The organism is Streptomyces sp. NPDC021115, assembly GCF_044333065.1.
Taxonomy (GTDB): Bacteria; Actinomycetota; Actinomycetes; order Streptomycetales; family Streptomycetaceae; genus Streptomyces.
Window position 1 is genome coordinate 57,529 of the sequence record NZ_JBIRQF010000007.1, and the last position, 11,792, is coordinate 69,320.

10 protein-coding genes and 2 pseudogenes are annotated in these 11,792 nt (G+C 70.1%); 9 read left to right on the forward strand and 3 right to left on the reverse strand.

Annotated elements, in window-relative coordinates; translation table 11 throughout:
- Positions 1–53: 53 nt before the first annotated feature.
- The 7 genes from ACH4TL_RS22655 to ACH4TL_RS22685 all read left to right on the forward strand — a co-directional run bounded on the left by ACH4TL_RS22655 (position 54) and on the right by ACH4TL_RS22685 (position 7,365).
- The gene (locus ACH4TL_RS22655) at positions 54–941 is read left to right on the forward strand and encodes an amino acid ABC transporter permease (protein WP_398316936.1); all 888 of its coding nucleotides are present in this window, start codon (positions 54–56) and stop codon (positions 939–941) included.
- Positions 942–946: 5 nt separating this feature from the next.
- Entirely contained in the window at positions 947–1,699 is a 753-nt protein-coding gene (locus ACH4TL_RS22660) for an amino acid ABC transporter ATP-binding protein (RefSeq protein WP_398317732.1), read from the forward strand.
- Between the two features lie 23 nt (positions 1,700–1,722).
- Entirely contained in the window at positions 1,723–2,712 is a 990-nt protein-coding gene (locus ACH4TL_RS22665) for an ABC transporter substrate-binding protein (protein WP_398316939.1), read from the forward strand.
- A gap of 31 nt (positions 2,713–2,743) precedes the next feature.
- A complete protein-coding gene (locus ACH4TL_RS22670; RefSeq protein WP_398316942.1) occupies positions 2,744–3,838 on the forward strand; it encodes an LLM class flavin-dependent oxidoreductase in 1,095 nt (364 codons plus the stop codon).
- Complete coding sequence (locus ACH4TL_RS22675) at positions 3,835–5,148, forward strand: NtaA/DmoA family FMN-dependent monooxygenase (protein WP_398316945.1); 1,314 nt, start codon at positions 3,835–3,837, stop codon at positions 5,146–5,148. The genes ACH4TL_RS22670 and ACH4TL_RS22675 overlap by 4 nt, the downstream gene beginning before the upstream one ends.
- A gap of 190 nt (positions 5,149–5,338) precedes the next feature.
- Entirely contained in the window at positions 5,339–6,244 is a 906-nt protein-coding gene (locus ACH4TL_RS22680; RefSeq protein WP_398316948.1) for a S1 family peptidase, read from the forward strand.
- 197 nt (positions 6,245–6,441) lie between these two features.
- Positions 6,442–7,365: a slipin family protein gene (locus ACH4TL_RS22685; protein ID WP_398316951.1), complete on the forward strand. Its 924-nt coding sequence runs from the start codon at positions 6,442–6,444 to the stop codon at positions 7,363–7,365.
- Positions 7,366–7,622: 257 nt separating this feature from the next.
- On the opposite strand, the pseudogene ACH4TL_RS22690 reads toward ACH4TL_RS22685, so the two are convergent.
- A pseudogene (locus tag ACH4TL_RS22690) lies at positions 7,623–7,706 on the reverse strand (IS200/IS605 family transposase); the annotation flags it as partial.
- 122 nt (positions 7,707–7,828) lie between these two features.
- Between ACH4TL_RS22690 and ACH4TL_RS22695 the strand changes: the two are divergent.
- Both ACH4TL_RS22695 and ACH4TL_RS22700 read left to right on the forward strand, forming a co-directional pair.
- Positions 7,829–8,906 (forward strand): annotated as a pseudogene (locus ACH4TL_RS22695) (RNA-guided endonuclease InsQ/TnpB family protein).
- Between the two features lie 222 nt (positions 8,907–9,128).
- Positions 9,129–10,205, forward strand: a complete 1,077-nt coding sequence (locus ACH4TL_RS22700; RefSeq protein WP_398316954.1) for a S1 family peptidase — start codon at positions 9,129–9,131, stop codon at positions 10,203–10,205.
- Between the two features lie 116 nt (positions 10,206–10,321).
- On the opposite strand, the gene ACH4TL_RS22705 is transcribed toward ACH4TL_RS22700, so the two are convergent.
- Together ACH4TL_RS22705 and ACH4TL_RS22710 are read right to left on the reverse strand one after the other, a co-directional pair.
- The gene (locus tag ACH4TL_RS22705) at positions 10,322–10,768 is read right to left on the reverse strand and encodes a subtilase-type protease inhibitor (RefSeq protein ID WP_398316957.1); all 447 of its coding nucleotides are present in this window, start codon (positions 10,766–10,768) and stop codon (positions 10,322–10,324) included.
- 421 nt (positions 10,769–11,189) lie between these two features.
- Positions 11,190–11,642 carry a PPOX class F420-dependent oxidoreductase gene (locus tag ACH4TL_RS22710; protein ID WP_398316960.1) on the reverse strand — a complete coding sequence of 151 codons (453 nt, stop codon included), beginning with the start codon at positions 11,640–11,642 and terminating at the stop codon, positions 11,190–11,192.
- Positions 11,643–11,792: the final 150 nt, after the last annotated feature.

An 11,792-nucleotide genomic window follows, 5' to 3' on the forward strand; every position in this document is an offset into this window, starting at 1 on the left:
GCCGTACGCCCCCACAGCTCTGTCCCCATCCCCGCTTCCCTCAAGGACCTCCCGTGTCTCTGACCTCCGATCCACCTCTCCGCAAAGCCTCCGAACGCGCCGCGCACGAGGACTACTCCGCGCTCACGGTCGTCCCCGTACGCAACCCCTGGCGCTGGGTCGCCGTCGCCGTGACGGCCGTCCTGGTCGCCCAGTTCGCGCACGGACTGATCACCAACCCCGGCTGGGAATGGGACGTCTTCGCCGACTTCTTCACCACCGAGACGATCCTCAAGGCCGTCTGGATCACCCTCCAGCTGACGTTCTACGGCACCGCGCTCGGCTTCGCCCTCGGCATCGTGCTCGCCTTCATGCGGCTGTCGCGGAGCCCGTTCCTGAAGTCGGTCGCCTTCACCTACATCTGGGCGTTCCGTTCCATCCCGCTGATCGTCCAGCTGCTCTTCTGGTTCAATCTCACCTATCTCTACAAGCGGCTCGACTTCGGCATCCCCTTCGGGCCCGGCTTCTTCTCCTTCGACACCGCGGGCCTCGTCGGCGCGATGAGCGCGGCCGTCCTCGGACTCGCCCTGCACCAGGCGGCGTACGCGGCCGAGATCGTGCGCGGCGGCGTCCTCGCCGTCGACGCCGGACAGCTGGAGGCGGCCGCCGCCCTCGGCGTCCCCCGGCTGCGGCAGCTGCGCCGCATCGTGCTGCCGCAGGCGATGCGCTCGATCCTGCCGAACGCCGCCAACGAGGTCATCTCCCTCTTCAAGGGCACCTCGATCGTCTCCGTCATGGCGATCGGCGAACTCTTCTACCAGGTGCAGGTCATCTACGGGCGCAACGGCCGGGTCGTGCCGCTCCTGATGGTCGCGACCGTCTGGTACATCATCCTGACCACGCTGCTCTCGATCGCGCAGTACTACGTCGAGCGCCACTTCTCCCGGGGAGCCACCCGATGACCGCCATGGTCGACATCCGTTCCGTCCACAAGAGCTTCGGGGCAGTGGAGGTGCTGCGCGGCATCGACCTCACGGTGCGCACCGGAGAGGTGGCCGTCGTTCTCGGCCCGTCCGGTTCCGGCAAGTCCACGCTGCTGCGCACCATCAACCACCTGGAGAAGGTCGACAGCGGCTGGATCAGCGTCGCCGGTTCGCTGGTCGGCTACCGCAGGCGCAACGACAAGCTGTACGAGCTGCGCGAGCGCGACATCCTCAAGCAGCGCACCCGGATCGGATTCGTCTTCCAGAACTTCAACCTCTTCCCGCATCTGACCGTGCTGGAAAACATCATCGAGGCCCCGGTCTCCGCCCTGCGCCGCCCCAGGAAGCAGGCGGTGGAGACCGCGGAGAAGCTGCTCGCCCGGGTCGGGCTGGAGGACAAGGCGTCCGCGTACCCCCGGCAGCTCTCCGGCGGGCAGCAGCAGCGGGTGGCGATCGCCCGCGCGCTCGCCCTGGAGCCTGAGCTGCTGCTGTTCGACGAGCCGACCTCCGCCCTCGACCCCGAGCTGGTCGGCGAGGTCCTCGACGTCATCAAGGACCTGGCCGACCAGGGCACCACGATGATCGTCGTCACCCATGAGATCGGCTTCGCCCGCGAGGTCGCCGACACCGTCGTCTTCATGGACGACGGCCGGATCGTCGAGCAGGGACCGCCCTCCGAGGTGCTCGACCGCCCGCGGGAGACCCGCACCCAGGCGTTCCTCTCCAAGGTCCTGTGAACCAAGGCCCCGTGAACCATCCCATGCGCTATGCAAGGAGCACCCCCGTGACCACCCGCCGCACCCTCCTCGCCGCCCTCGCGGCCGTCCCCGCCACCGCCCTGCTCAGCGCCTGCGGCGACGGCGACGCCCAGCAGACGGTGGGCGGCGACGGCAAGAAGGGCGCCGGTTTCAACGTCAGCCCGCAGCAGCACCGGATCAGAGGCAAGAAGGTCGCCGCGATCGCCGCCGAGGTGCCCGGGGCGATCCGCCGCCGCGGCACGCTGCGGATCGGCGGCAGCGCCGACGCCTCGCCGCCGCTCGGCTTCTACGCGACCGACGACAAGACCCGGATCGGCGTCGAGATCGACCTCGCCACCCTGGTCGCCGACACCCTCGGGCTCAAGGCCGACTTCCAGGCGGTCTCCTGGGAGAACCTCTTCGTCGGCCTGGACAGCTCCAAGTTCGACGCCGTCTTCTCCAACGTCACCGTCACCGAGGAGCGCAAGCAGAAGTACGACTTCGCGACCTACCGGCTGGACAACCTCGCCTTCGAGGCCAAGAAGGGCACCTCGTGGCGGATCAAGGGCCCCGAGGACGTCGCGGGCAGGACCATCTCCGTCTCCTCCGGCACCAACCAGGAGAAGATCCTCGTCGACTGGAACAAGGAGAACGAGAAGGCGGGCCGCAAGCCCGTGGACATCAAGTACTTCCAGAAGGACACCGACTACTACCTCGCCCTCCAGTCCGGGCGCATCGACGCCTATCTCGGCCCCCACCCCACCGCCGCCTACCACGTCGCCTCGGCCGGTCAGACGCAGATCATCGGCACCCTCTCGGGCGGCGGCGACCTGGTGCAGGGCAAGATCGCGGCCACCACCAAGAAGGGCAGCGGGCTGGTCGACGCGTACGCCGCGGCCATCGACCACATCATCCAGGACGGCTCGTACGCCCGGGTCCTCAAGCGGTGGGGACTGTCCAGCGAGGCCGTGAAGAAGTCCGAGATCAACCCGCGCGGCCTGCCCACCAGCTGACCGGCTCCCCGACTGAGGAAGGGCCCCGACCATGGCCACACCGACCGGCCCCCTGCACCTGGCCGCCGCCATCGACGGCGTCGGCAGGTACGCGGCGCCGTACTACGTCGAGCTGGCGCGCCTCGCCGAGCGCGGCACCCTCGACTTCGTCACCCTGGACGACACGTTCGGCCCGCCGGGGGACGGGCAGGGCAGGCTCGACGCGCTCGCCGTCCTCGCGCGCGTCGCGCCCGCCACCGAGCGGATCGGCCTGGTGCCGACCGTCACCACCACCCACACCGAGCCGTTCCACGTCTCGTCCGCCGTGGCCACCCTGGACTGGGTGAGCCGCGGCCGGGCGGGCTGGACCGTCGAGGTGTCGGCCACGGAGGCGGAGGCGCGGCTGGTGGGCCGCCGCCCCGCCGCCCCCGCCCCCGAACTCTGGGCGGAGGCGGGCGAGGTGGCCGAGGTCTCCGCCCGGCTGTGGGACAGCTGGGAGGACGACGCGGAGATCCGCGACACCGCCACCGGGCGCTTCGTCGACCGCGACAAGCTGCACTACGTCGACTACGAGGGCGCCGCCTTCCGGGTGCGCGGCCCGGCCATCGTGCCCCGGCCGCCGCAGGGCCACCCGGTGGTCGCCGTCGCCGCCACCGACCCGGTGACCTGGGACACCGCGGCCCGCCACGCCGACGTCGCCTGGATACGGGCCACCGGCCCGGAGGCGGCGGGCCGGACCCGGGACGAACTGCGCCGCCGCGCGGCGGCGTTCGGCCGGGACCCGGGCGCGCTCACCGTGCTCGCGTCCGTCGCGGTGGACCTCGGCGACGGCGAACGCGCGGCCGGGACCGCCTCCGCCCGCGATCCGCTGACCGCCCGGGACGGTGCCCCGCCGCTGTACCGCGGGGGACCGGTCGACCTCGCGGACCTGATCGCCGGATGGCATGAGGCCGGTGCCGTGGACGGCTTCCACATCGCCCCCGTCGTCCCGCGCCGCGACCTGGAGCGCTTCGTCAACGGAAACGTCGCGCTGCTCCAGCACCGCGGGCTGTTCCGCACGTTCTATCCCGGCACGACGCTCCGCGAGCACCTGGGGCGGCCGCGCCCGGCCAACCGCTACGCCCTCGCGAGGGAGACAGCCCTGTGAACGACCGACAGCAGCCGCACGACCGGCAGATCCATCTGGCCGCGCACTTCCCCGGCGTCAACAACACCACGGTGTGGGCCGATCCGAGGTCCGGGAGTCAGATCGACTTCAGCTCCTTCGAGCATCTGGCGCGCACCGCCGAGCGCGGGCTGTTCGACTTCTTCTTCCTCGCCGAGGGGCTGCGGCTGCGCGAGCACGGCGGCCGCATCCACGACCTGGACGTGGTGGGCAGGCCCGAGTCGATCACCGTGCTGAACGCGCTCGCCGCCGTCACCGACCGGCTGGGCCTCGCCGCCACCGTCAACGCGACCTTCAACGAGCCGTACGAACTCGCCCGCCGCCTCGCCTCGCTCGACCACCTCAGCGGGGGCCGCGCCGCCTGGAACGTCGTCACCTCCTCCGACGCGTTCACCGGCGAGAACTTCCGGCGCGGCGGCTACCTCGACCGGGCCGACCGCTACACCCGGGCCGCCGAGTTCGTCGCCCTCGCGCGCGAGCTGTGGGACTCCTGGCCGGAGGGCGGTTCGCCGCGCCCGTTCGCGCACCGGGGCGAGCAGTTCGCCGTCGAGGGGCGGTTCGGCGTGCCGCGCTCCCCGCAGGGCCATCCGGTGGTGATCCAGGCCGGGGACTCCGCCGAGGGCCGGGAGTTCGCGGCCTCCGCGGCCGACATCATCTTCACCCGGCACGGCACCCTGGAGGCGGGCCGCGCCTTCTACGCCGACGTCAAGCGGAGGCTGGCGGCGTACGGCAGGGCGCCCGGCGATCTGAAGATCATGCCCGGAGTGACCTTCGTCCTCGGCGACACCGCCGCCGAGGCCCGGGAGCGGGCCGCCGAGATCCGGCGGCAGCAGGTCTCGCCGCAGAACGCGATCCTCGCGCTGGAGCAGGTGTGGGGCGTGGACCTGTCCGGATACGACCCGGACGGGCCCCTTCCGGACATCGACCCGGACCCCACGTCCCAGGTCGTCCAGGGCCGGGTGCGGCACGCCGATCCGCTGGCGCTCGCCGCCAAGTGGCGGGCGCTGTCGGAGGAGAAAGGTCTCTCCATCCGGCAGACCGTCATCGAGACGACCGGGCGGCAGTCGTTCATCGGCACCCCGGAGGCGGTCGCCGCGGAGATGGCGCGTTTCGTGGCGGACGAGGCCGCCGACGGCTTCATCCTGGTGCCGCATCTGACCCCCGGCGGGCTCGACGAGTTCGTGGACCGGGTGGTTCCGCTGCTTCAGGAACGGGGCGTCTTCCGCACCGCGTACACCGGCCGGACCCTCCGCGACCACCTGGGACTTTCCCGCCCGGGCGCCCCGGAATGAGCGGTACCGGAGGCGGTCGGCGGCCGGGGAGTTTTCCGTATCGCCCTCTTGCTCTTTGCGGCCGTGGCCGCGAATACTTCCGGGCAGCGCTTGTCAGGAGCACGTCGGAAAATCCCGTCCGGCGTGCTCGCTGACTGCGCCTCACGGGCCTGCCCACCCAAGCAGACCCCCGATTCCCTCGGAGGAAGAGTTGAGGATCAAGCGCATTACCCCCCACGGCAACCGGGCGAGACGCATCGCACTCCTCGCCGCCACCTCGGCCCTCGTGGCCGGGACGGCGCTCGTCGCCCCCGCCGCCTACGCGGGGAACGACTGGCCCCACACCTTCACCGCGACCGAGGCCAAGGCGGCGAGCAACGCCGTTCTGGACGCCGATGTCGCGGGCACCGCCTGGTATGTCGACAAGGCGACCAACACCCTGGTCGTCACCGCTGACAGCACCGTCTCCCAGAGCGAGATAGCCAAGATCAAGGACGCGGCGGGCAGCAACGCCGACGCGATCGAGGTCAAGCGCACCTCCGGCAAGATCCAGAAGCTGATCTCCGGCGGAGACGCCATCTACGCGAGTAGCTGGCGCTGCTCGCTCGGCTTCAACGTGAAGAACAGCAGCGGGGCGAACTACTTCGTCACCGCTGGTCACTGCACCGACGGCGCGGGCACCTGGTGGTCGAACTCCGGCCACAGCACGACCATCGGCCCGACCTCCGGCTCCAGCTTCCCGACCAACGACTACGGTCTGGTCCGGTACAGCGGCTCCGTCACCCCCCAGGGCACGGTCGGCAGCCAGGACATCACCAGCGCCGCCAACCCGACCGTCGGCCAGACGGTCACCCGGCGCGGCAGCACCACCGGCATCCACAGCGGCCGGGTCACCGCGCTGAACGCCACCGTCAACTACGGCAACGGCGACATCGTGTACGGCATGATCCAGACCACCGTCTGCGCCGAGCCCGGCGACAGCGGCGGCCCCCTCTACGCCGGTTCCACCGCCCTCGGCCTCACCTCCGGCGGCAGCGGCGACTGCACCTCCGGCGGCACCACGTTCTTCCAGCCGGTCGTCGAGGCGCTGAACGCGTACGGCGTGAGCGTCTACTAAGCGCATCCCGTACTAAGCGCATTCCGCGGGACGACGACACGGTCGGCGCACCGACCGACGCAAACCCCCGCCCGGGCCGTCCGGGCGGGGGTTCTCCGGTTTTCCACAGGCCTCCCGAGCCGGTCGGAGCGGGACTATCGTGGACATCGGTACCCCAGGTGGGGCATCGTTCGCGATACGGACGGCAGGTGGCCGTGATGATCGGTGCACTCGTGACAGTGGTGGTGATCCTGGCCTGCGTCGGCGCCGTCTGCGCCCTGGCGTCGGCCCGGGTGGTCAAGCAGTTCGAGCGGGGGGTGGTCTTCCGGCTCGGGAGGCTCCGCTCGGACGTCCGGGGGCCCGGTTTCACGATGATCGCTCCGTTCGTGGACCGGCTCCAGAAGGTGAACATGCAGATCGTGACGATGCCGGTGCCCGCCCAGGAGGGCATCACCCGCGACAACGTGACGGTGCGGGTCGACGCGGTCGTCTATTTCAAGGTCGTGGACCCGGCCGAGGCGATCGTCGCGGTCGAGGACTACCGCTTCGCGGTCTCCCAGATGGCCCAGACCTCGCTGCGCTCGATCATCGGCAAGAGCGATCTGGACGATCTGCTCTCCAACCGGGAGAAGCTCAACCAGGGGCTGGAGCTGATGATCGACAGCCCGGCCGTCGGCTGGGGCGTCCACATCGACCGCGTCGAGATCAAGGACGTGTCGCTGCCGGAGACCATGAAGCGGTCGATGGCCCGCCAGGCGGAGGCCGACCGGGAGCGCCGGGCCCGGGTGATCAACGCGGACGCGGAGCTCCAGGCGTCGAAGAAGCTCGCCGCGGCCGCCGAGCAGATGGCCGAGACCCCGTCCGCCCTCCAGCTGCGGCTGCTCCAGACGGTGATGGCGGTCGCCGCCGAGAAGAACTCCACGCTGGTCCTGCCCATCCCGGTGGAGCTGCTGCGCTTCCTGGAGCGGGGTCAGCAGCCCCCGGCGGAGGCCCGGGCGGACGGCGGCGCCAAGGAGTCGGTGCCCGCCGGGCGGGAGGCCCCACGCGCCGCGGAGGAGAAGGCCGTGGAGGGGAAGGCCGCGCCCGCTGCGGCCGTCCCCACGCTGACGGAGTGCGAACCGGAGCGTGCCGTGGAGCGGTGACCCGCGCATAAGCCCCGTGCCCGCGTGCCCGTTTGGGGCGCGCGGGCACCATCATGTCCGGATATGAGGATCGATGCTCCATCGTTGATCTTGCATGGGTATCCCCGGCTTCAGCCGGGGAGGGAAATGTGTGCTCGGTCCGGAGGGGCCGCAGCGCCGGAGTTCGCTGCTCCTCCCGGGGTGGCGGTCAAACGGGCCGCTTCTGGCCCTCGATGTACTGACGGATCATGGTTAGCGGTGAGCTTCCGCAGCTTGCCGCATACCTCTCGCATGATCTTCTCGCACCGCTTGAGTATGGCGTCATCGCAGACACCACGCCGATTCTTCATGACGGCCACCAAGTGCGCGTGAAGGTTGTAGGTGACGTGGCGGCAGTATGAATATCAGAGTTTGGTCCTCAATGTGGTGACATGCGCCATGCGTCGTATGATCTCGTGAGTTGACCAGGAAGGGGGTGGGCCGGATGATCCGTGCGTTCAAATTCCTCATGCGGCCCACCGTGCGCCAGCAAGGCGCGCTTGCCGAGATGCTGCGCGGTCACTGCTCGCTCTACAACGCCGCGTTGCAGGAACGCCGCGACGCCTACCGGCACGCCTCGAAGGCAACGGTCCGGTACGGGCAGCAGTCCGCACAGCTCAAGGACATCCGGTCCTTCGATCCCGAACGCCAGGGACGTTGGTCGTTCTCCAGCCAGCAGGCGACGTTGCGCCGTCTGGACAAGGCGTTCGCCGCGTTCTTCCGGCGGATCAAGGCCGCAGAGGTGCCGGGCTATCCGCGCTTCCGGTCGGGCAAGCGGTTCGACACCGTGGACTTTCCGAAGAACGGGGATGGCTGTCGTTGGGATGCCACCCCGCACGATCCCGTTACCCGCGTCCGCCTGCAAGGCGTCGGCCACGTCAAGGTGCATCAGCACCGCCCGGTGGTCGGCAGGGTCAAGACGATCAGTGTGAAGCGCGAAGGCCGACGCTGGTACGTCCTACTGACCGCCGAGCAGACCCCGCCCGAGCCGTTCCTCCAGACCGGTTCCGTGGTCGGCATCGACATGGGGATAGCCAACTTTCTCGCCGACTCAGGCGGGGGGTTCGTGCCCAACCCCCGGCACGGAGCGAAGGCCGCCGCCAGGCTGAAAAAGGCCCAGCAGGCACTGTCCAGGCGCAAGCGCGGCTCGAAGCGCCGACGCAATCCGCAATATGAGCAAGGTCCCGGCGCCAAAGCCGGACCCCGAGACGTCGGGCAGCTTTCTGCCTAACGGGGGCGCCGCGAAGGCCGGGCTGAACCGATCGATCGCTGATGCCGGATGGGGGGTGTTCCTCGCGATCCTGGCTGCCAAGGCGGAAGGTGCCGGACGGCAAGTGACAGCGGTGGACCCCCGCAACACCTCCCGGAGGTGCCCCGCATGCGGGCATACCGCCAAGGAGAACCGGCCCACACAGGAGAAGTTCCACTGCGTCTCGTGCGGCCACAACGCGCACGCTGACACGGTGGGCGCCCTGAACGTCCTACGGGCCGGGCTGGTCCGTCGTGAAGCCACACCGGCATAGCGAGAAGCCCCCTCGTTTACGAGTACGAGGGGGAGGAGTCACAAATTTCACGCAGATGACGTGAACGCGGTCTTGTGCGCCCCCGGCGCCGCTGGGAATACTCGGCGGCGCAATTTGGCATGGACGCGCTCCCGCATGGGCAAGCGCGCCCCCGTGCCGTACGCCCTCCGGGCCGGGCACCCCACTGCCTCACGGCCCAACCCCCCACTGGAGGACCGAAAGTTGAAGCACCGCCGCATACCCAAGCGCCGTGTCGCCATAGCCGGGACCGGAGCCGTGGCCCTGGTCGCCGCCGCCCTCACCCTGCAGAACGCCAACGCCGCCCCCGCCGAGCCGCAGCCCCACACGCTCTCGGTGAACGCCGCGGGCAAGCTCGCGAACACCCTCACCTCGGCACTGGGGGGTGACACCGCTGGTTCGTACTACGACACCAAGGCCAAGAAGCTCGTGGTCAACGTGGTGAACAAGGCCGCCGCCGAGCGGGTCCGCGACGCGGGCGCCGAGGCCAAGGTGGTCGAGCACACGCTGGCGCAGCTCAAGCAGGCGCGCACCACCCTCAAGGACAAGGCGACCATCCCCGGCACCTCGTGGTCGGTCGACCCCAGAGCCAACAAGGTCGTCGTCACCGCGGACAGCAGCGTCAAGGGCGGCCGGATGGCCACCCTCGACAAGGTGGCCAAGAGCCTGGGCGACAAGGTCGAGGTGAAGCGCTCGGCCGGTAAGTTCTCCACCTTCCTCGCGGGCGGCGACGCCATCTGGGGCGGTGGCGGGCGCTGCTCGCTCGGATTCAACGTGGTCAAGGACGGTCAGCCGTACTTCCTGACCGCCGGTCACTGCACCGAGTCCATCAAGAGCTGGTCCGACTCGCAGGGCGGCGACGAGATCGGGGCCAACGAGGCCAGCGACTTCCCCGGCAACGACTACGGCCTGGTCAAGTACACCAAGGATGTCGCGCACCCGAGCGAGGTGAACCTCTACAACGGCGACAGCCAGGCCATCTCCAAGGCCGGTGAGGCCACCGTCGGCCAGAAGGTGACCCGCAGCGGTTCCACCACCCAGGTGCACGACGGCGAGGTCACCGGCCTCGACGCGACCGTCAACTACCAGGAGGGCTCGGTCAGCGGGCTCATCCAGACCAACGTCTGCGCCGAGCCCGGCGACAGCGGCGGCGCGCTCTTCGCGGGCGACACGGCGCTCGGTCTGACCTCCGGCGGCAGCGGTGACTGCTCCGCGGGCGGCGAGACGTTCTTCCAGCCGGTGCCGGAGGCGCTGGAGGCGTACGGCGCCAAGATCGGCTGACGTACGCAGCCGACGCGATCTGCCCGCACAGGGACAGGCCCCCGGACACCCGTGGACGGTGTCCGGGGGCCTTCGCTCCGCTCAGGCCCTTCGGCCCGGTCGGCCCGCGCGGTGGCTCAGAACTCGTAGAGCTCGGTCGCCGCCGCGCTCTTGACGCAGTTGTTGGCGAAGGTGTGCGCGTACGAGATCCGCTGGCCGTCCCAGACGCCCTCGGCGGTGACGGTCACCGGCCGCCACTCCTTGGTGCACATCCGACCGGGCTCGGTCGTCTCGGTCAGCGTCGAGAACTCGCCGTTCACGGCGCGCAGTTCGGCGCAGGCACGGGCGGGCGCCGGATGGGTACCCGTGGGGGTGGGCTGACAGCTCAGCGTCACCGCTCGCTGGACGGCCAGCGAGGACGCGTCGTCCCCGTAGCCGACGCTGAGGACCAGCGCGGAGGGCGGATACAGGCTCTTCGGCGTCGCGGGCGCGGCGTGTGCCGTGCCGCTCGCCCCCAGCCCGAGCGCGGCGCTCATGGCCAGCGCGGCGCCGAGACCGCCGATCGCTCCTGTCGTCTTCCGCATATCGAACACTCCCTTGCTCGTGGTTGCAGATACCGGACGGAGTTCTACGCCCCACGGATCGGGAACGCATGTTGATCGAGCACTTCCGGTCGCTACAAGTAGTCATTTGGTGGCTCATTGTCGCGTGCGCAGGGTGTGGCCCAGGGGAACGCCGCGTGTCGACCGGGTGCGTGCTGATGTGCGGGCCGGGGGAGTGCGGGCGGGGCGCCGATCTGTCGAACGACAGTTCAGCGGCGCTCAAATCGATTCAGGCGCGCTCAGCTGAGGGGTGTGCCGGTGATGCCGGTGCGTGAGTGACGGCAGAGCGAGAATCTGCCAGGGCAAGCCGACCGTATCGGGACGAGTCAGCGACTTTTCCGGCGCCGGATTCGCCGGGTCCGCCGGGCCGGTCGAACCCGCCGGGCCGGTCGAGCCCGCCGGGTCAGTCGAGCCCGCCGCTGAGCGGGCCGGTGTGGCGGCCCCAGCCGTATGCGTGGCCGACCCGCAGCCGCACCACCAGCCGGCGGTCCGCCACCATCGCGGCGCGGAACTCCTCCCAGTCCGGATGGTCGCCCTGGATGGCGCGGTAGACCTCGACCAGCTCGTCGGCGGTGGCGTCATGGGGGTCGGTCGTCACCGGCGTCAGCTCGGCGTCGCCCTCGGCCACCAGATAGGAGAAGCGGTCGCCGCTGGTGACGTAGAAGCTCGCGCGCGGGTCGCGGCGCAGATTGCGGGTCTTGGCGCGGTCGTCGGTGACCGAGATGCGGATCAGGTGCTCGGCCGGGTCGTAGCTGTAGGCGACGTTGGACAGCTGGGGACGGCCGTCGCGCTTGAGGGTGACGAGCGCGCCGGTGCGCTGCTCCCGTAGCAGGTCGAGCAGGGTCGGCTCCGTCATGGTGATCAGAGTACGCGCGCCGATGGCCGATTTCCCGGGATACGACACGCGGAATGAGGGGGCATTTGCGCGCTTATGGTGTATATGGAAGCGCCGCGAGGGGCGTTCGATGTCACTCGCACGCTTGTTCGAGAAGAGGTTAAGGTGGGG

Excerpts from the sequence above, each read along its gene's own strand:
- ACH4TL_RS22660 (WP_398317732.1), top strand. The coding sequence starts at position 947 with ATGGTCGACATCCGTTCCGTCCACAAGAGCTTCGGGGCAGTGGAGGTG.
- ACH4TL_RS22665 (WP_398316939.1), top strand. The coding sequence starts at position 1,723 with ATGCGCTATGCAAGGAGCACCCCCGTGACCACCCGCCGCACCCTCCTC.
- ACH4TL_RS22670 (WP_398316942.1), top strand. The coding sequence starts at position 2,744 with ATGGCCACACCGACCGGCCCCCTGCACCTGGCCGCCGCCATCGACGGC.
- ACH4TL_RS22685 (WP_398316951.1), top strand. The coding sequence starts at position 6,442 with ATGATCGGTGCACTCGTGACAGTGGTGGTGATCCTGGCCTGCGTCGGC.
- ACH4TL_RS22705 (WP_398316957.1), bottom strand. The coding sequence starts at position 10,768 with ATGCGGAAGACGACAGGAGCGATCGGCGGTCTCGGCGCCGCGCTGGCC.
- ACH4TL_RS22710 (WP_398316960.1), bottom strand. The coding sequence starts at position 11,642 with ATGACGGAGCCGACCCTGCTCGACCTGCTACGGGAGCAGCGCACCGGC.